Source organism: Pseudomonas sp. Irchel 3A7 (assembly GCF_900187565.1).
Lineage (GTDB): Bacteria > Pseudomonadota > Gammaproteobacteria > Pseudomonadales > Pseudomonadaceae > Aquipseudomonas.
This window is the reverse complement of sequence record NZ_FYED01000004.1, coordinates 223,557-242,381: the sequence shown is the minus strand read 5'-3', so window position 1 is coordinate 242,381 and position 18,825 is coordinate 223,557. Positions and strand designations below refer to the sequence as shown.

At 61.1% G+C, this 18,825-nt stretch carries 20 protein-coding genes; 11 read left to right on the top strand and 9 right to left on the bottom strand.

Translation table 11 applies throughout. The annotated features are described in order from the left end of the window. Nucleotides 1-76 precede the first annotated feature (76 nt). Complete coding sequence (locus CKW21_RS08320) at nt 77-979, bottom strand: LysR family transcriptional regulator (RefSeq protein ID WP_095193496.1); 903 nt, start codon at nt 977-979, stop codon at nt 77-79. Between the two features lie 175 nt (nt 980-1,154). Between CKW21_RS08320 and CKW21_RS08315 the strand changes: the two genes are divergently transcribed. Genes CKW21_RS08315 through CKW21_RS08305 form a run of 3 tightly spaced genes read left to right on the top strand, consistent with a single transcriptional unit; the run spans nt 1,155 to nt 3,748 of the window. Further along, nucleotides 1,155-1,853: a CoA transferase subunit A gene (locus tag CKW21_RS08315; protein WP_095193495.1), complete on the top strand. Its 699-nt coding sequence runs from the start codon at nt 1,155-1,157 to the stop codon at nt 1,851-1,853. Nucleotides 1,854-1,889: 36 nt separating this feature from the next. Beyond that, a complete protein-coding gene (locus CKW21_RS08310) occupies nt 1,890-2,555 on the top strand; it encodes a CoA transferase subunit B (RefSeq protein WP_057399619.1) in 666 nt (221 codons plus the stop codon). Between the two features lie 11 nt (nt 2,556-2,566). Further along, a complete protein-coding gene (locus CKW21_RS08305) occupies nt 2,567-3,748 on the top strand; it encodes an acetyl-CoA C-acetyltransferase (protein ID WP_095193494.1) in 1,182 nt (393 codons plus the stop codon). Between the two features lie 121 nt (nt 3,749-3,869). Here CKW21_RS08305 and CKW21_RS08300 read toward each other — a convergent pair whose 3' ends face one another. Next, nucleotides 3,870-4,619, bottom strand: a complete 750-nt coding sequence (locus tag CKW21_RS08300) for an SDR family NAD(P)-dependent oxidoreductase (RefSeq protein WP_095193493.1) — start codon at nt 4,617-4,619, stop codon at nt 3,870-3,872. A gap of 110 nt (nt 4,620-4,729) precedes the next feature. On the opposite strand from CKW21_RS08300, the gene CKW21_RS08295 reads away from it, so the two are divergent. Then, nucleotides 4,730-5,623: a LysR family transcriptional regulator gene (locus CKW21_RS08295; RefSeq protein WP_095193492.1), complete on the top strand. Its 894-nt coding sequence runs from the start codon at nt 4,730-4,732 to the stop codon at nt 5,621-5,623. Nucleotides 5,624-5,710: 87 nt separating this feature from the next. On the opposite strand, the gene CKW21_RS08290 is transcribed toward CKW21_RS08295, so the two are convergent. Next, nucleotides 5,711-7,030 carry an Nramp family divalent metal transporter gene (locus CKW21_RS08290; protein WP_095193491.1) on the bottom strand — a complete coding sequence of 440 codons (1,320 nt, stop codon included), beginning with the start codon at nt 7,028-7,030 and terminating at the stop codon, nt 5,711-5,713. A 240-nt stretch (nt 7,031-7,270) separates the two neighbouring features. Between CKW21_RS08290 and CKW21_RS08285 the strand changes: the two genes are divergently transcribed. The 4 genes from CKW21_RS08285 (at nt 7,271) to CKW21_RS08265 (ending at nt 10,260) form a co-directional block, all read left to right on the top strand. Then, the gene (locus CKW21_RS08285) at nt 7,271-8,068 is read left to right on the top strand and encodes a hypothetical protein (RefSeq protein ID WP_095193490.1); all 798 of its coding nucleotides are present in this window, start codon (nt 7,271-7,273) and stop codon (nt 8,066-8,068) included. Between the two features lie 56 nt (nt 8,069-8,124). Then, nucleotides 8,125-9,042 carry a DMT family transporter gene (locus CKW21_RS08280; protein WP_095193489.1) on the top strand — a complete coding sequence of 306 codons (918 nt, stop codon included), beginning with the start codon at nt 8,125-8,127 and terminating at the stop codon, nt 9,040-9,042. 237 nt (nt 9,043-9,279) lie between these two features. Continuing rightward, on the top strand, nt 9,280-9,471 hold the full coding sequence (locus CKW21_RS08275) for an antitoxin (RefSeq protein ID WP_095193488.1): 192 nt from the start codon (nt 9,280-9,282) through the stop codon (nt 9,469-9,471). Between the two features lie 216 nt (nt 9,472-9,687). Further along, nucleotides 9,688-10,260, top strand: a complete 573-nt coding sequence (locus tag CKW21_RS08265) for a hypothetical protein (RefSeq protein ID WP_095193487.1) — start codon at nt 9,688-9,690, stop codon at nt 10,258-10,260. 3 nt (nt 10,261-10,263) lie between these two features. Here CKW21_RS08265 and CKW21_RS08260 read toward each other — a convergent pair whose 3' ends face one another. The 3 genes from CKW21_RS08260 to CKW21_RS08250 all read right to left on the bottom strand — a co-directional run bounded on the left by CKW21_RS08260 (nt 10,264) and on the right by CKW21_RS08250 (nt 13,236). Then, a complete protein-coding gene (locus CKW21_RS08260) occupies nt 10,264-10,980 on the bottom strand; it encodes an alpha/beta hydrolase (protein ID WP_095193486.1) in 717 nt (238 codons plus the stop codon). A gap of 181 nt (nt 10,981-11,161) precedes the next feature. Continuing rightward, nucleotides 11,162-12,274: a succinylglutamate desuccinylase/aspartoacylase family protein gene (locus CKW21_RS08255; protein ID WP_095193485.1), complete on the bottom strand. Its 1,113-nt coding sequence runs from the start codon at nt 12,272-12,274 to the stop codon at nt 11,162-11,164. Between the two features lie 182 nt (nt 12,275-12,456). Next, complete coding sequence (locus CKW21_RS08250; protein WP_095193484.1) at nt 12,457-13,236, bottom strand: ABC transporter substrate-binding protein; 780 nt, start codon at nt 13,234-13,236, stop codon at nt 12,457-12,459. A 213-nt stretch (nt 13,237-13,449) separates the two neighbouring features. Here CKW21_RS08250 and CKW21_RS08245 point away from each other — a divergent pair, with 213 nt between their 5' ends. Next, complete coding sequence (locus CKW21_RS08245) at nt 13,450-14,091, top strand: type 1 glutamine amidotransferase (RefSeq protein ID WP_095193483.1); 642 nt, start codon at nt 13,450-13,452, stop codon at nt 14,089-14,091. A 175-nt stretch (nt 14,092-14,266) separates the two neighbouring features. Here CKW21_RS08245 and CKW21_RS08240 read toward each other — a convergent pair whose 3' ends face one another. Beyond that, complete coding sequence (locus CKW21_RS08240) at nt 14,267-14,701, bottom strand: rhodanese-like domain-containing protein (RefSeq protein WP_095193482.1); 435 nt, start codon at nt 14,699-14,701, stop codon at nt 14,267-14,269. A gap of 101 nt (nt 14,702-14,802) precedes the next feature. On the opposite strand from CKW21_RS08240, the gene ftrA reads away from it, so the two are divergent. Continuing rightward, nucleotides 14,803-15,777, top strand: a complete 975-nt coding sequence (gene ftrA, locus CKW21_RS08235; protein WP_095193481.1) for a transcriptional regulator FtrA — start codon at nt 14,803-14,805, stop codon at nt 15,775-15,777. A gap of 108 nt (nt 15,778-15,885) precedes the next feature. Here the strand turns inward: ftrA and cobF are convergent, their stop codons facing one another. Both cobF and CKW21_RS08225 read right to left on the bottom strand, forming a co-directional pair. Further along, on the bottom strand, nt 15,886-16,641 hold the full coding sequence (gene cobF / locus CKW21_RS08230) for a precorrin-6A synthase (deacetylating) (protein ID WP_095193480.1): 756 nt from the start codon (nt 16,639-16,641) through the stop codon (nt 15,886-15,888). Next, the gene (locus CKW21_RS08225; RefSeq protein WP_095193479.1) at nt 16,641-17,213 is read right to left on the bottom strand and encodes a histidine phosphatase family protein; all 573 of its coding nucleotides are present in this window, start codon (nt 17,211-17,213) and stop codon (nt 16,641-16,643) included. The genes cobF and CKW21_RS08225 overlap by 1 nt, the downstream gene beginning before the upstream one ends. Before the next feature lie 575 nt (nt 17,214-17,788). Here CKW21_RS08225 and CKW21_RS08220 point away from each other — a divergent pair. Next, complete coding sequence (locus tag CKW21_RS08220; protein ID WP_095193478.1) at nt 17,789-18,805, top strand: arginine N-succinyltransferase; 1,017 nt, start codon at nt 17,789-17,791, stop codon at nt 18,803-18,805. Nucleotides 18,806-18,825: the final 20 nt, after the last annotated feature.

The window sequence follows — 18,825 nt, the reverse complement described above, 5'->3', positions numbered from 1 at the left end:
AGGCCGACACATTCAGCCTCTATGTCGACGGGCACACCGCCTTCGCGAGCAGGCTCGCTCCCACAGTGGATTGTGATCAATGCATGGAAAGTTGTTGGCCGAAGTTCTCTTCTTTGAACACATCAAACAACGCCTGCGCCGCCGCCGACAGCTCTCCCCCCGGCAAGGTCAGCACGCCGATCGCCCGCTCCACCACCGGGTCGCGCAGGGTGATGCAACGCGCGCCCAGTTCGCGCATTTGCCCGGCGCACAAGGCCGGCACGGCGCTGACGCCCAACCCGCTGGCGACCATGCGCCCGACGGTCGCCAGTTGATGGCTTTCAAACTCCACCGGCAGCTTCATGCCCCGAACCTGCAAATGCTCTTCCAGCATCACCCGCACCGTCGACGGCCGTTGCAAGGTGATGAACGGTTCCTTGAGCAAGGTTTGCCAGTCGATTTGATCCAGCTCGACCAGTGGCGAGTCATGGGGCACCACCGCCACGAACCGGTCGATGTACAGCGGGGTGAATTGCAGCGAGGAACTCATGGTCGGCTCGAACGCCACCCCCAGTTCCACCTGGCGGTCACGGACCATTTCCAGTACCTGCTCGTTGATCACATCGTTGACCGTGACGTTGACATTCGGGTACCGGGCGCGGAATGTCTTGAGGATCGGTGGCAGCAGGTTACCTGCGAAAGAAGGCATGGCCGCCAGGGTTACGCGGCCGCGCTGCAGAGTGAAACGCTGGCGCAGTTCATCCTCGGCATTGTCCCAGTCGGCGATCAAGCGACGCGCCAAAGGCACCAGAGCTTCGCCCTCGGCGGTCAGTGCCACGTTGCGGGTATTGCGGGTAAACAGCCGTCCACCAAGGCCCTCTTCCAGCGCCTTGATGGTCAGGCTCAGGGCCGATTGCGACAGGTGCAGGCGATCGCAAGCCACGGCGAAACTCAGGCTCTGGGCCACGGCCAGAAAGGCGCGGATCTGCTTGACGGTCATCACGCTTCGCTCAAGTTGTAAGCTACTGGCTTCAAGCTGCAAGTTTAAGGCAGCGGTTTATTGAGTTTTATCTATCAATCAACCTTAAAAATCAACTTAACAAATAAATATTCCGGCGAGACACTCAACCCCCATACGGCTAGCCAGCCGCCCACAAAGAATAAAAGAGGTGCATATGGCAGGTTTCGACAAGCGCGTGAGTTCCTACGAGGAAGCCCTGGCAGGTCTTGAAGACGGCATGACCGTGATCGCTGGCGGCTTCGGCCTGTGCGGCATCCCGGAAAACCTGATCGCCGAGATCAAGCGCAAAGGCACCCGCGACCTCACCGTCGTGTCCAACAACTGCGGCGTCGACGGTTTCGGTCTCGGCGTGCTGCTGGTAGACCGGCAGATCAGCAAAGTGGTGGCCTCCTACGTCGGCGAGAACAAGCTGTTCGAAGAGCAACTGCTCAAAGGCGAAATCGAAGTCATCCTGACTCCCCAAGGCACCCTCGCCGAAAAAATGCGTGCGGGTGGCGCCGGCATCCCGGCCTTCTTCACCGCCACCGGCGTCGGCACCCCGGTCGCTGAAGGCAAGGAAGTGCGCGAATTCCATGGCCGCAAGTACCTGATGGAAGAATCCATCACCGGTGACTTCGCCATCGTCAAAGGCTGGAAAGCCGACCATTTCGGTAACGTGATCTATCGCCACACCGCCCAGAACTTCAACCCGCTGGCCGCCACCGCTGGCAAGATCACCGTGGTTGAAGTCGAAGAAATCGTCGAACCCGGCGAGCTGGACCCGTCGCAGATCCACACCCCTGGCATCTACGTCGATCGGGTCATTTGCGGCACGTTCGAGAAGCGCATCGAACAGCGCACCGTGCGTAAGTGATCCCCTGCCCCCGGACCGAATGAAGGAATAACAACAATGGCACTTTCCCGCGAACAAATGGCTCAACGCGTCGCCCGCGAAATGCAGGACGGCTTCTACGTGAACCTGGGCATCGGCATCCCGACCCTGGTCGCCAACTACATCCCCGAAGGCATGGAAGTCATGCTGCAGTCGGAAAACGGCTTGCTGGGCATGGGTCCTTTTCCTACTGAAGAAACCATCGATGCCGACATGATCAACGCCGGCAAACAAACCGTGACCGCGCGCATCGGCGCTTCGATCTTTTCCTCGGCCGAGTCCTTCGCGATGATTCGCGGCGGTCATGTCGACCTGACCGTGCTCGGCGCCTTTGAAGTCGACGTGCAAGGCAACATCGCCTCGTGGATGATCCCCGGCAAGCTGGTCAAGGGCATGGGTGGCGCCATGGACCTGGTGGCGGGTGCAGACAACATCATCGTGATCATGACCCACGCGTCCAAGGACGGTGAATCCAAGCTCCTGTCTCAATGCAGCCTGCCCCTGACCGGCGCCGGGTGCATCAAGCGTGTGCTGACCGACCTGGCCTACCTGGAAATCGAAAACGGCGCGTTCATTCTCAAAGAGCGTGCACCGGGTGTCAGCGTCGAAGAGATCGTCGCCAAAACCGCCGGTAAACTGATCGTGCCGGACCACGTTCCGGAAATGCAGTTCGCCGCCCAGTGAGGAATCATTCCATGCAAGAAGTCGTCATTGTTGCCGCCACGCGCACCGCGATCGGCAGTTTCCAGGGTGCCCTGGCCAATGTTTCCGCGGTTGACCTGGGTGCTGCGGTGATCCGTCAACTGCTGGTGCAAACCGGCCTGGATCCCGCGCAAGTCGATGAAGTGATCATGGGCCAGGTGTTGACCGCCGGCGCCGGGCAAAACCCTGCGCGTCAGGCCTCGATCAAGGCCGGCCTGCCCTTCGCCGTACCCGCCATGACCTTGAACAAGGTCTGCGGCTCGGGCTTGAAAGCCCTGCACTTGGCTACCCAGGCCATTCGCTGTGGCGACGCCGATGTGATCATCGCCGGCGGCCAGGAAAGCATGAGCCTGGCCAACTACGTCATGCCTGGTGCTCGCACCGGCCTGCGCATGGGGCACGCGCAAATCGTCGACACCATGATCAGCGACGGCCTGTGGGACGCGTTCAACGATTACCACATGGGCATCACCGCCGAAAACCTGGCCGAGAAGTACAGCCTGACCCGCGAGCAGCAGGATGCCTTCGCCGCCGCCTCGCAGCAGAAAGCCACGGCCGCCATCGAAGCCGGGCGTTTTGTCGATGAGATCACGCCGATCCTGATCCCGCAGCGCAAGGGTGATCCGCTGTCCTTCGCCACCGACGAACAGCCACGGGCCGGCACCACCGCCGAATCCCTGGGCAAGCTGAAAGCGGCCTTTAAAAAGGACGGTTCGGTCACCGCCGGCAACGCTTCGTCGCTGAACGACGGGGCCGCCGCCGTGATCCTGATGAGCGCGGAAAAAGCCAAGGCCCTGGGTCTGCCGGTGCTGGCGAGAATCGCTGCCTACGCCAACGCCGGCGTGGACCCGGCGATCATGGGCATCGGCCCGGTATCGGCCACTCGCCGCTGCCTGGACAAGGCCGGTTGGTCCATCGATCAACTAGACCTGATCGAAGCCAACGAAGCCTTTGCCGCGCAATCGCTGGCCGTGGCCAAGGACCTGGAATGGGACCTGGACAAGGTCAACGTCAACGGCGGTGCCATCGCCCTCGGCCACCCGATCGGTGCCTCGGGCTGCCGCGTGCTGGTGACCCTGCTGCATGAAATGATCAAGCGTGACGCCAAGAAAGGCCTCGCCACCCTGTGCATCGGTGGTGGTCAAGGCGTGGCATTGGCGATCGAGCGGGCTTAAGCCAGGCAAGCTCCAACAGTGGCGAGGGAGCTTGCTCCCGTTGGAGTGCGCAGCACTCCCCTGCATTTGGGGGCCGCTGCGCAGCCCAGCGGGAGCAAGCTCCCTCGCCACAGTTTTTGTGTCAGGCGGTGAAGCCACCGTCGGCAATAATGTCGGCGGCGGTGACGAACGCCGCTCCGGGGCTGGCCAGGAAAGCCACGACGCTGGCGATATCTTCGGGTTTGCCGTAACGGCCGATGGCGATGCCGGGGCTGACAATCTGGCTGACCGGGCCGCCGTCCGGGTTCATGTCAGTGTCGGTCGGGCCTGGGTGGACGGTGTTGACGGTAATGCCCTTGGGTCCGAGATCACGGGCCAGGCTGCGGTTGAAACCGGCGATGGCGCCTTTGGTCAGGGTGTACAGCGAAGCGGTGGGGAACGCGGCGTAATGGGTCATCGACGAACCGATGTGGATAATCCGACCGCCCGTCTTCATGTTGCGCGCCGCTTCCTGGGTGGCAACAAACACTCCGGTGACGTTGACCGCGATCATGCGTTGATAGTCGTCGAAGCTGATGTCTTCAATCGGCCCGCCCAAGGCGATGCCGGCGTTATTGACCAGAATGTCCAGGCTGCCAAACGCTTCGAGGGTGCGCGTCACCGCCCCACGCACCGCCACCGGATCACCGGCATCGGCGGCAATCGCCAGGGCACGGCCGCCCGCGGCTTCGATGGCCTGCACCACCTCAAAAGCTTTGGTCGGGGATGCGCTGAAGGTCAGCACGACGTTGGCACCGTCGGCCGCCAGGCGCTTGGCGATGGCCGCGCCGATGGAACGGGAACCGCCAGTGACCAGTGCGGTTTTGCCGGCAAGAGGAAGTTGAGACGTCATTTATTTCACTCCGTGGGTTGGGGATGGAGTAAATACTGCGCTTGCCATTGGTACCTGATTAGCGGGTAATGACTTGAATGATTTTCAAGCCTTGCTAACAGGTGTCCACCGTGGAAACCCTCGCCAACCTCGAATCCTTTGTGCGCAGCGCCGAAACCGGCAGCTTTTCCGCGGCCGCCCGTTTGCTCGCACTGACCCCGGCCGCCGTCAGCCGCAATGTGGCGATACTCGAGCGCAACATCGGTGTGCGCCTGTTCCAGCGCTCCACCCGCAAGCTGTCGCTGACCGAGGCTGGTGAGCGTTTCCTGGCCAACATCGGCGGGAACCTGGAAGCGTTGCAAGCGGCGATCGACGCAGTCACTACCGACCGGGGCACGCCTGCGGGCGTACTCAAGGTCAGCCTGGCGCCGACCTTCGGCATCGGCCATATCCTGCCGCTGCTGCCGGAATTCCTTGCGCGCTACCCGCTGATCCGCCCGCAATGGCATTTCGAAAACCGCGCCGTGGACCTGATTGCCGAAGGTTACGACGCAGCCATCGGCGGTGGCTTCGAATTGACGCCGGGGGTCGTCTCGCGAACGTTGGCGCCGGCGCAGGTGGTGGCCGTTGCATCACCGGCTTATCTGGCTGCATGCACTGCACCCGCCAGCCCGGCGGATCTGTCCCGGTATCAGGGCATCGTGATGCGCGGCACCCGCACCGGGCGCATTCGCCAGTGGGTCATGCGCGATGCCGCGGGAAATGAGGAACTGGCCAGCCTGAACGAAAACATCGTGCTCAACGATCCTGCCGCCATGCGTGAAGCCGCGATCCTCGGTCTGGGCGTGACGTTGCTGGTGTTGTCCGATGTGTTGCCGAACATCCAGCGTGGTGAACTGGTGCGGCTGTTGCCGGACTGGCATGGCGATGCAGGGGTGATTTCGCTGTACTACCCGAGCCGGACATTGATGCCGGCCAAGACCCGGGTGTTTATTGATTTTGTAGTGAAAGCATTTCAGCCATAGACCGTTCTTCGCGAGCAGGCTCGCTCCCACAGTTTGAAATGCATACCAACTGTGGGAACGAGCCTGCTCGCGAAGGGGCCGGCCCCGTCACCCGAAAAACTGAAGGATCAACCAGCTGTTAGCCCCACTGATCACGACAAAAAGCCCCCAAGCCAGCACCCGCGTCGGCCAGCGATTCACAAACGGCCCCATCAACGCCTGATCATTGGTCATGCGTATCAGCGGATACAGCGCAAACGGCAATTGCAGGCTCAGCACCACCTGGCTCAACACCAACAGCTTGCCCACCGCATCATCCCCCATCAGCCACACGCCAATGAACGCCGGGATCAGCGCCAGCCCGCGGGTGATCAGGCGCCGCTGCCAGCACGGCAGCCGCAGGTTCAGGAAGCCTTCCATGATCACCTGGCCGGCGATGGTGCCGGTGAAGGTGGAGCTCTGCCCCGATGCCAACAAGGCGACGCCGAACAGCACACTGGCCAGCGCCCCGCCCACCAGCGGGTCAAGCAAGTGATAGGAGTCTTGAATGTCGACGACATCGGTATGCCCGGTCTTGTGGAACGCGGCGGCGGCGAGGATCAGGATCGCCGCGTTGACCATGAGCGCCAGGGCCAGGGAGCCGATGGTGTCGATGCGCGCCAGCTTCACCGCGTCCTGCTTGCTGGCCTGGTCCTTGCCGATCAGCCGCGTTTGCACGATCGAGGTGTGCAGGTACAGGTTATGCGGCATCACCGTGGCCCCGAGAATGCCGATGGCCAGGTACAGCGGCGCAGCATCGGCGAGCGCGGACAGTGATGGCGTGAAGCCCTGGGCGACATCCGGCCAGTAAGGCTTGATCAACAGCAGCTCGACAAAGAAACACGCGCCAATGGTGCCCACCAGCACCAGCATGATCGCTTCCAGACGACGGAAGCCACGGTTCTGCAGGGCCAGCACCAGCAAGGTGTCGAACGCCGTGAGAGCGATACCGAACGTCAGCGAACAGCCCAGCAACAGATGAAACGCCAACGCGCAGCCGAGCACTTCGGCGAGGTCGGTGGCGATAATCGAGATTTCCGCCAGCACCCACTGCGTGCGCGCCGTCCGTTTGCTATAGCGCTCCCGGCACAGCTGCGCCAGATCACGCCCGGTGGCGATGCCCAGCCGCGAACACAGGCACTGCACCACCATCCCCGCCAGACTCGCCAGCAGCACCACGAACAACAGGCTGTAGCCAAACCGCGACCCCGCCTCAATGGCGGTCGCCCAGTTGCCCGGATCCATATAGCCGATGGACACCAGCAAACCGGGACCGGCAAAGCGCAGGACACGTTTGAAAAATGACGCGCCGGGATCAACGGCAACGGAGCCCGCCACTTCCGGCGGACAAAACGGCGCGGTACCGACCTTGGGCAAACTGAATTTCACGCGATGGTCCATCAACAGGTGGGAAGGCACCCAGATTAGACGGTTCGGCGCACACACAAAACCCTGTGTAGGAGCGAGCTCTGCTCGCGATGGATTCCAACGATCACGTGTGCTGTCTGGATGACCGCAGTGCCTGAGCGTTTTTCGCGAGCAAGCTCGCTCCTACAGGAATGGTTTTTGTATACACAAATTGTGTACACCTGATAGTGTTGACGCCTGACACAGGTTGGAGACGTACGCGTGCTGATGCTCAAACTGCTGGTGATTCCAGGTTTCCTGCTGCTGATTTCCCTCGCCGGCAAACGCTGGGGGCCGAGCGTGGCGGGTTGGTTGTCCGGGTTGCCGGTGGTGGTCGGGCCGATTCTGTTCTTCCTGGCCATCGAACAGGGCGAACTGTTCGCCGCACAATCGGCCCTGGCGGCGCTGTCGGCCATGTTCGCGATGATCGCCTTCTGCGTCACCTATGCGCAGGTCGCCCAGAGAGCGCAATGGCCGCTGGCGCTGACGATTTCGCTGTCAGTCTGGGCGGTGGTCGCCGTGGTGCTGTCGTTGATCCCGCCGTCACTGCTGGTATCCGTGCTTGCCGCCGCCTCTGCCCTTTTGGCCGCGCCCTACCTGTTCCCCTCGGTGCAACCGATCGTTTCCGGCCCGGCGCCGAAGTCCGACAAACTGCTGCTGCGCATGGTCGCCGGCGCGCTGCTGACCCTGGCCGTTACCCTGCTCGCCAGCACCGTCGGCGACCGCTGGAGCGGGCTGCTTGCGGTGTTCCCGGTATTGGGCAGCGTAATGGCAGTGTTCTCCCAGCAAACCCGTGGCCCGGCGTTTACCGCTGCCCTGCTGCGCGCAACGGCGACCGGTATGTATTCATTCTCGGCGTTCTGCCTGGTATTGGCGCTGGCGTTACCCGACATGGGGATGAGCGCGTTTGCCCTCGGCATGGCCGTGTCGGTGGCGATGCTGGGCGTGACCAAGCGCCTGCTGGCGCGGCCTGTCGGCCCGGTGACGGCGGACGCTGGACGAACCGCGATCAAGCGCTAAGCTGCATCAGGTCATCGGGCAAGGAAGGCGCCCGTTCAACGACTGAAGGAACAGACATGGCCACGTCTCGCGTCCGTAGTGCCCACTCCGCCACCGCGGTCGGCGTGATCGCGATCTTTCTCTGGTCCTGCCTGGCGTTACTGACCACCCTCACCGAAGGCCTGCCGCCGTTTGAAGTGTTGACCCTGAGCTTCGGCGTGGCGTTTATCGCCAGCCTGCTCATCCTGGGACGCCACGGTATCAGCGGGTTCAACAGCTGGCGCCAACCCTGGGCGGTATGGGCGACGGGCTTTGTCGGCATCTTCGTTTATCACGCGCTGTACTTTTTCGCCCTCAAGGCCGCGCCGGCGGCCGAAGCCAGCCTGATCAATTACCTGTGGCCGCTGTTATTGGTGCTGCTGTCGGCCTTCGCCGCCGCGGAGAAGCTGCACAAGCGCCAGGTACTCGGCGCCCTGCTGGGCCTGGCGGGCACGGCGTTCATCATGCAGCAACGCGGGTCGGACTCCGCCGCCGCGATGCCGATCCCCGGATACCTCGCGGCGTTCGGCTGTGCCTTGATCTGGGCCGGTTATTCGGTGTTCAACCGTCGCTTCAAGGAAGTGCCGAGCAGCATCATCGGGGGCATCTGCGGCATGTCTGCGGTGGGCGGCCTGGTCTGTCACCTGGCTTTCGAGACCACGGTGTGGCCCGACGCGCGTCAGTGGGCAGCGCTTGTCGTTCTCGGGCTGGGACCGGCGGGACTGGCGTTTTTTGCCTGGGACCACGCCACCAAACATGGCAACCTGGCCACTTTGGGCGCGCTGTCCTACCTGGCCCCGCTGATTTCCACCCTGCTGCTGATCGTTGTCGGGCGCAGCCACGCCAGCCCGCTCCTGATGATCCCCGCATTACTGATTATTGCCGGTGCGGTCATCGCCACTTCGCAATCGACGATCAAAACGCCTGCAACACCCTCGATCGTTTCGCACGAGTAGCCCAACAACTGCGTACACCCAGCAACTCCGGCAGTCTTCCTACAACGGATACTTCGTAAAAGGATCGCGGAAATATCCGACGTCTTTTGAAGGTTGGCGGTCGGAAATGTGCAGCTTAGGATTTGAATCGGGTGGAGTAAGCGCTCCCGCGCTTGGGCAGGGAGTACTTCATCGAGACAGCGACGACAACACTTCACATTCCGAATAGACTGCTTTCCATTGATCCTGGAGATCACCATGAGCACCGAACTTTCCCCCATCGTTTCAGAGTTTGAAACCGAAGAGCAGGCCGCCAGTTATGATCGCTGGTTCCGCGCCAAGGTACAGGCTTCGCTGGATGATCCGCGGCCGAGCATCCCCCATGATCAGGTGATGGCAGAAATGCGCGCCCTTCTGGAGTCAAAGCGCAACAAGCGCGATGCAGGTTGAGTGGAGGCCCGAAGCGCGGGCGGAACTCCGGCAAATCCTGATTTACATTGGTGACCGCAACCTGAATGCAGCTAATGAGCTTCAGAACGCTATTGAGGTTGCTACATCAGCCCTTCCTGAGCACCAATGACCGTCCGTTACCCCACACTGGAATGCCCGCCAACCTCCATGGGATGATCGCCGCCCCACTGCGCGACCATCCCTGGAGATTCACCCATGTCACTGTTGAGTAAAAAAGCCGTTGTCCTGTTGCTGGCGGCGGTCGCCACATTGGGGGCTTTGAATGCGCAGGCGGCCAAGGCCCCGGCCAAAGAAGCGGCATCGACACAGAAAGTCTCGATGCTCGGCGGCAAGTTCACGTTCACCCTGCCAAAGGGCTTCGTTGCCAACGCGCTGCCAAGCAGCCCTACCGGTGCAAGCGGAACCATGTATGCCAACGAAACGACCAAGACCGTGGTGATCGCGGCTGAAAACAGCCTGCCGGATGGCACCAAGGTCAAGGACAACGACGGTGCGTTTCTCGACGGCACCGTGGCCGACTTCGACGCGGCGCAACGCAAGGCGCTGCCGGACTACAACAAGCTCAGCGAAAAAAGCCTGACTCTGAAAAGTACCGGGTTGGGTGTGCGTCAGGTCGACAGCACCGCCAGCCAGGGTGGCGGCATGACCCTCAACACCACGCTGATGGCGGCGTCCGGCAACCGCATGATCGTGATCCAGGTCATTTCCCGCCCCGGCGACATGGCAGCCCATGAGACGCTGATCAAGCAGATCGTCAGCGGCAAATAAACATCAAGGGTTGAGGCGCTGCAACCAGGCACTCAAATCCTGTATCTCTTCGGCGCTGATGCTATGGCCAACACCTTGATACGCGTGAAACTCGGGCTCGAGTGAGATGCTCTGCAACAGGCTGTTGGCCTCGGTGCCGTCGCTGTACGGCAGGCGTTTGTCCGCGGTGCCATGACCGATGAAAATCGCCAGTGACTGGCGTTTTTCATCCGGTTTCAATTCGGACCTGAGCACCGGCAGAATCCGCCCGCTCAACGCGGCGATCCCGCCCACGGCCTCGGGATGCCGCAGGGCGACTTCGTAAGACATGATCGCGCCCTGGCTGAATCCCACCAGAAACACCCTGTTCGGTTCGGTGTGATACTTGCGCGCCGCTTGTACGACGAAATCCAGCAGTAACTGGCCGCTGGACTTCAGATCGTCGGTCTCACCGTTGTAGGCACCTTCACCCTTCTTGCGAAACCACTGGTAGCGGCCCTCTTCCATCACCATCGGCGCCCGCACCGACAGGTAGTTGAATTGTGCGGGCAGCTCATCCTTGATGCCGAACAGGTCCTGCTCGTTACTGCCGTACCCGTGGAGGAAAATCACCAGGGGCTGATCGCGGGATTCGGGGTTGGCCTGTTCCAGGTATTTGAGCGGCAGGTCGGTTTGCAGCGGGGTTTGAGCGTGGACAGCGGCGGATGCCAGCAGCGTGAGCAGAGCGAGAATCTTCAACATAAGCCTTCCTTCACAGTGCGCAGGATTCGGGGCAGAGCCTAACACTGTGAGACAGGCAGGGACATTTCAGGTGAAGCCGAGTGCCTCATCGCGGGCAAGCCCGCTCCCACAGGTTTTGCACGCCTCTGTGGGAGCGGGCTTGCCCGCGATGAGGTCGAATGAAACAGCGTCAATCTCCGGATCAGTCGTTAATCAGTTTGCCCACCCGAATCGGCTCACGCCCCGCCACCTTCGCCTGCCAGGTCCCCGGTTGCGTATAGCGCCCGCGATCGATAGCAAACAACACGCCACTGGTGCCCGCCCGCACGGTAGTGACCTTGTCGTTCAACGGGTCGACCACTTCAAACAGTGCATCGCCCTTCTCCACCCATTCACCGGCCTCGCGCAGAAAACTGACCACCCCGTGATGGGGTGCGAACAGGTATTGGGTGCCTTCGAACGGCATGCCCTCGCAGCATTCATCCGGCGCCGCCGGCCAGGTGCCCTTGATGAAACCCTGCCCAGCGAGAAAGCCCAGAATCGCCTCGCAATTGGCTTGTGCCTGGTCGACCCGAGTGTCGCCCATGCTGCCCAGTTCCAGGGTGGTCGCCAGGTTGGCCGGTGGAATCGCCGCGTCGGGGAAGGCCCTGGCCAGGCGCAACCATGGCGAGGAACAGGACTCATCGAAAGAGCTGCCGCCGGAGTCTTCACACAGCAGCGCCACGCCGGCTTTCAAACGCGCCGCCAGGGATCGCCACTGCGGCCAGTGTTGCGGCAAGGCGTAAATATGAATCGCCGCGTCGAAGTCGCAATGCAGGTCGAGGGTGATGTCGGCGTCGCAGGCATGACGCAGCAACAAACGATGCATCGCCTCCAGTTCTGAAGCCGGAGCCGGCAAGCCGTCGAGCACTTGGCCCATGGTCTGGCGGATCAGTGCGATATTGGCCTCGGCATCACTGCCCAGACGATCACCAATCAACTGCGCCACCGGGGCACTGAGTTCGACGAATGCGCGATTGAAGTTCTTGCCACTGCCGAGTTCGAAACGCCCCATGTGGCTGCCTTGCAAGTGCTGATCGAGACCGATGGGGTTGGCCACCGGCACCAGCTCGATCACCCCTTGCAACTGCCCCTGGCTTTCCAGCTCGGTCAGGCGCTTCTTCAATTCCCAGGCCGTGCGCATGCCCGGCAACTCATCGGCGTGCAGACTGGCCTGGATGTAGACCTTGCGCGTGCCGGTGCCATAACGAAAGACGCTGAGGGTGCGCTCGGTTCCGAGGTGGCTCCAGGGCAGTGGGTGGTCGATGCGTTGCATTTTGGCTCCTCAGATAACCTGTGGGAGCGGGCTTGCCCGCGATGGGGCCAGATCAGGCATAACATCAACGCCAGTTACACCGCCATCGCGGGCAAGCCCGCTCCCACAGGTTTCTCTTCTGAAATAGAAATCATAAAAAAAGTGGCCACCGCATCAACGGGGCCACTTTTTTCTACGGCGTATTAATGGCCGTAAACGTCAAAATCGAAATACTTGTCCTGCACTTGCTTGTACTTGCCGTTGGCGCGGATTTCGGTGATGGCGGTGTTGAATTTGTCCGCCAGTTCCTTATCGCCTTTGCGCACAGCAATACCGGCGCCGCCGCCGAAGTATTTGGCATCTTCATAGGTCGGGCCTACGAAAGCGAAGCCTTTACCGGCGTCGGTCTTCAGGAAACCGTCGTCGAGGTTGACCGAGTCGGCCAGCAGCGCGTCGACACGACCGGAAACCATGTCCAGGTTGGCTTCCTGCTGGGAGCCGTAACGAACCAGCTCGATACCGGCCGGCACCAGCACTTCAGTGGCGAAGCGGTCGTGGGTACTGGCGCGCAGCACACCGACCTTCTTGCCTTTGAGTTCGGTCAGCGGATCCTTGATGTCGGTACCTGCCTTCATCACGAAACGCGCTGGGGTGTGATAATACTTGATGGTGAAATCGACGTTTTTCTTGCGGTCATCGGTGATGGTCATGGACGACAGAATGGCGTCGATTTTCTTGACCTTCAGTGCCGGGATCAGGCCGTCGAACTCTTGCTCGACCCAGGTGCACTTCACTTTCATCTGCTCGCACAGCGCGTCGCCGATATCGACGTCGAAACCGGTGAGTTTGCCGTCAGGGGTTTTCATCGAGAATGGCGGGTAACCGGCTTCGATACCGATGCGGATCGGCTTGGCGTCTTCGGCCACGGCGGTCAGGGACAACATCGACAGTGCCAGGGCACCGAACATCACTAGCTTCTTCATTTATAACTCCTGTGTGCGGAGGCTATTATTGGCAGCTTTTATAGGCAGCTTTCGGTCGTTCGCTTGTGGCGGACAGGGACCGAAGAGGCCGGCAGTCTAGAGTGGCTTGGGCGGTGGCACAAGATTTCGGCGGCGTTGCGCCTGAAGAGCCGTGCTGGCGACGAGCCCTTTTTTGCGGCACATTGAGTGCCAATCTGCCTTGAGAAAAGCGTGATGTCCGAGTTGAACCTGATCCAGCACCACCCCGTCGAGGGGCCTGGCGCCATCGCGGCGTGGGCCGACGCCCGTGGCGTGAAGCTGAACGTCTTTCGCGCCGACCTCGGTCAACTGCCCTCAGCGAGCGCGGCGCCAGTGATTCTGTTGGGCGGGCCCTATGAATCCAATGCCGGGCCTGCATGGCTGGAAGCCGAACGCCAGTGGCTGGCACAGAGTCTGGAGCTAGGTGCGGCCGTATTCGCCATTTGCCTGGGGGCACAGTTACTGGCCCTCGGCCTAGGGGGTAATGTGCGGCGCATGGAGCGAACTGAAGCGGGTTGGACATGCGTTACCTTTATCGATGGTCAGCGTCTGAAGGTGCTGGAATGGCACGAAGACGCCATCGACCTGCCGCCGGATGCTCAGTTGCTGGCCAGCAGCGAACAGTGTTTACAGCAGATGTACCGCGTAGGCCCGACGCGGGTGGGCTTGCAGTTTCATCCGGAGTGGAATGCCGAGTCGGTGGCGCTGCTGAACCGGCATTTTGCGGAGGAGTCACCATTGCCTCGGGATCCGCAGGACAGCGCCGCCCATGCCGCAGTCGTTGACTGGTTGCAGGTGACGCTGGATGAGTGGTGGGCGGTATCTACCAAGCGTTGAACACTGCCGCGAACGCTTTTTGTGGCGAGGGAGTTTACTCCCGTCCGGCTGCGAAGCAGTCGCAAATACTGTGAATGCGGTTTGACTAATGCCATGTGATCACAGGTATTGGGGCCGCTTCGCGACCCAGCGGGAGCAAGCTCCCTCGCCACAGTTGACTAGCAGTGTCTGAAGATCAGCATTCGCAACCGATAACGGTATTGGCAGGTCGTTGGACCGTAACACTCAACTCAAACCCTTCATCCAGCCAGCCGGTCACACCGCCGATCATCTCCTTGACCGGATAACCCAGCGCCGCCAGTTTCACGGCGGCCTTGTTCGCGCCATTGCAGTGCGGCCCAGCGCAATAGACCACGAACAGACTGCTTTTCGGATAGGCCGCCAGACTGTCGGCCGTGAGCAAACGTCCCGGAATATTGATCGCGCCTGGCACATGACCGCGCTCGAACGCCAGCGGGCCACGTACGTCCAGCAGGACAAAATCGATTTCGCCGGCCTGTCGGCTGCCGTGGACGTCGGAACAGTCAGTTTCGAACGTCAGACGGCTGCTGAAATGCATCAGGGCGATGGCCGACGGGGCGGCGGGAATTTCGCGGACCAGGCTGGTCATGGGCAGTACTCCGGGGTGGCAGTGGGTGTGAACCGACTTTATCCGCGTGCCACTTGTCGCTACAGTGGCGCACAAGACACTCACCGGGAATTTTCCGCCAAATGCAGCCTGCCCCTGGATTGGTCGCGATTCTGGCCTACGACGGCCTCTGTACCTTCGAATTCGGCATCGCCGTGGAGATCTTCGGCCTGGCGCGGCCGGAATTCGATTTCCCTTGGTACGAACATCAAATCGTCGCCGTCGATCAGGGCCCGATGCGCGCCATGGGCGGCATCCAGGTATTGGCCGATGGTGGCCTGGAACTGCTCGGGCAGGCCCGGACCATCATCATTCCCGGCTGGCGCGACCGCAACGCGGCCGTGCCCGAAGCGCTGCTCACAGCCCTGCGCCAGGCTCATGCCCAGGGCGCGCGGTTATTGTCGATCTGCTCAGGGGTATTCGTGCTGGCTGCCACCGGCTTGCTCAATGGTCACGGCGCCACGACGCACTGGCGCTACACCACGGAACTGGCCGAACGTTTTCCCGACATTCTGGTGGACCCGGACGTGTTGTATGTCGACTCAGGCCAATTGATCACTTCAGCCGGCAGCGCCGCCGGCATCGACGCCTGCCTGCATCTGGTGGCACGGGATTTCGGCACCCAGGTGGCCAACACCGTGGCGCGGCGACTGGTGATGTCGCCGCAACGCACCGGTGGCCAGGCGCAGTTCATTCCAACACCCGTCAGTCCTACGCCGCGCAGCGATCTTTCCCGCGTCATGCAATGGGCACGTGAGCGCCTGCATGAACCGCTGGAAGTGCGCGACCTGGCCAGCGAAGCGGCCATGAGCGAGCGCACATTCCTGCGGCGTTTCAGCGAAGCCAGCGGCCAGTCGCCCAAGACCTGGCTGCAACACGAACGCCTGGGTCGCGCCCGCGAACTGCTGGAAAGCACGAACCAGAACACCGAGCAGATTGCCCAGCGCTGCGGTTATCGGTCAGTGGAAAGCTTTCGGGTGGCATTTCGCAGCGTGGTCGGGGTGCCGCCGTCGGTGTATCGGGAGCGGTTTGGGCGCGGGGTCAAGATCATTTTTTGAGTTGACCTATAGGGCCTCTTCGCGAGCAGGCTCGCTCCCACAGGGAAATGCATTTCAAATGTGGGAGCGAGCCTGCTCGCGAAGGGGTCAGGCCAGACAACCCACATCTCAAGGCTTGCGCAGCAGATAGGTATCCATGATCCAGCCATTGGCCAATCGCGCCGCCTTGCGCACCCGTTCGATCTCATCCGCCACATCCTTGAGCTTGCCGCTGATCAGGATCTCATCCGGCGTCCCCAAATAAGCCCCCCAGAAAATCTCGGTGTCCTGATTCTCTACTTGATGGTAGGCATCTTGCGCATCGAGCATTACCACCAGGCTGTCGGCATCACTCACTTGCCCCGCTGCCAGGCGCCGACCGGTGGTGATCTCGACCGAGCGACCGATCTGATTGAGTGTCACCTTGTGCTGCGCCGCCAGTGCCTGGACGCTGGTAATACCGGGGATGACCTCGAACTCGAACACACAGGCGCCTGACGCCAGTATCGCCTGCAGAATGCGAAGGGTGCTGTCGTACAACGCCGGATCGCCCCACACCAGGAAACCGCCGCACTGGCCGTCGGATATTTCTTCGTTGATCAGCCGTTCAAAGGTGCGCTGCTTGGCCAGGTTCAGATCATCGACACTGGCGGTGTAGTCCACATCGCCACGCTCGCGCTCCGGACTTTGCGCTTCGACAAAGCGGTAGTCACCCTCAGTAATGTATCGCTCGCAGATTTCCCGGCGCAGGTCGATCAGCTTGTCCTTGCTCTGGCCCTTGTCCATGAGGAAAAACACGTCGACCCGATTCAATGCCTTCACCGCCTGCATCGTGATGTAGTCGGGGTTGCCGGCGCCGATGCCGATGACCAGGAGTTTTTTCATCACCGCGTTCCTTCGGGCTCGCTGCCCGGCAAGCGTAGCCGCCAGCAACCATTGAACCTCAATTCAATGGCCGATAACGGCTCGACATCTATCAGGTTGAACGCCGAACCTTGCAACACGGTTGCCAGCGCGGCACGGATGATAAACGGATGGGTCATGGCAACGACATGACCGGGTGTCGCCTCCAGCGTCGCCAGCCACGCGGCCACCCGCTCGATGACCTGCGTCACGGATTCACCACCGTGGGGCGCCGAATCCGGGTCCGTGAGCCAGCGCTCCAGCTGTTCAGGCTGGTCTTTTTGCAGATCGTTTATACGTGCCCCGCTCCAGCGACCGAAATCGCAGTCCCTGAGTGCTTCGACAATCTCCACGGTAGTGCCGAACAATTCGGCGGTTTGCCGGGTCCGCAGCTCCGGAGCGCACATCAGCCTTGGCGAACCCTTGTATCGGGCGCTGAGCGAACCCCTTGCCGATTGCCAATTCATCTCCAGTGGCTCATTTGTAGGAAAACTCGCCAATTTCTGTGCGATGGTTCTGGCATGGCACATCAAGGTCAAACGGGTCGCCTGCACGAAAAATCTCTCGGTCGATAAAAAGGAAAAACGGCGTCTTGCCGTGGAATATCGCGTAATTGTGCCGTAACCAGGATGATCGGGGGTGTTTCGTTTGAACCAATGATATCGGCTCGCGCTGGCATTTCATCGCCCCCTGGCAGCCTTCTCCGACGCTCTTATAGGCCATGCCCTACACGGTCGATCGACATCCGCGTAGCCTCCGTCCCATGAGCATGCGGTCCGCGACCAGGCGTTCTGAACAGCGCGAAAATTAACTAGACATGTAACGCGCCTTAAATAAATACTGGTTTCAACGGACTATCGTTCCCATCCAGCAGGAGCCCGGATGCCCTCATTCAATGACCCGATCGTCGACTCTGGTCTGGACCTTGCACCGTCCGAATGCAAATCCCTATGTAACTCGCTGCCCCTGCACCCATTGCATGAGGCGAGCCGGGTAGCGATGTACGAATAACGACTGACAAAAAAAGAGCGGCGCCTGGCTAGGTGACCGCCGCTTCAACGCGTGGAAACCGACAGTGATAGTCAGGTCCGGTGCCAGTCACCTGGCCCTTTGATACAGGAGTGCATCCATGCTGGTCTTGCGTCCAGTGCAGTTAACCGACCTGCCCCAGTTACAGCGACTTGCCCGCGAAAGCCTGGTGGGCGTCACGTCCTTGCCGGACGACATTGAACGCCTGCGCGATAAGATTCTCGATTCCTGCACCTCGTTCGAGCAAGACGTGCGCAGCCCCGGCCCCGAGAACTACTTCTTCGTACTGGAAGACCTGGCGACCCAACGCCTGGTGGGCTGCTCGGAAATTCTCGCGACGGCCGGCTTCAGCGAGCCGTTCTACAGCCTGCGCAACCGCCATTTCAACAGCGTCTCGCGGGAGCTCAACATCGAACACGACGTGCCGGCGCTGTCGGTGTGCCATGACCTCAGCGTCCACACCTTGCTGCGAGGGTTCCATATCGATGCAGCGTTGGAACGCACGGCATTCTCCGAACTGTTGTCCCGGGCGAGACTGCTGTTCATTGCCGCCCATGCCCCGCGTTTTTCCGATGCGGTGATTACCGAGATCGTCGGTTACAGCAGCGACGAGGGCCACTCGCCGTTCTGGGATGCCGTGGGCAAACACTTCTTCGATCTGCCCTACGTCGAGGCCGAACGACTGTGCGGCCTGGAGAGCCGCACCTTTCTCGCCGAATTGATGCCGCAATACCCGATCTACGTGCCGATGCTGCCAAAGGCCGCCCAAGACTGCATCGGCAGAATTCATCCCGACGGCCAGGAAGCCTTCGATATCCTGGAGCGAGAGGGGTTTGAAACCAACAGCTATGTCGATCTGTTCGACGGCGGCCCTACCCTGTTTGCGCGCACCGGCAGCATCCGCTCCATCGCCCGCAGCCACACCGCTTCGGCCAAACCCGGCTCATCCATCGACGCCCGTGGTTGCTATCTGGTGAGCAACGATTCGCTGGAAAACTTTCGGGCCATCGTCGCGGAACTGGATTACATCGCCGGGCAACCAGTGATTCTGGACGCCGGCATGTGCTCAGCGTTGAAGGTAAGCGAAGGCAGCCCGGTCCGGCTGATCGCCCTGTGAGCATCAACCGGACCGCTACC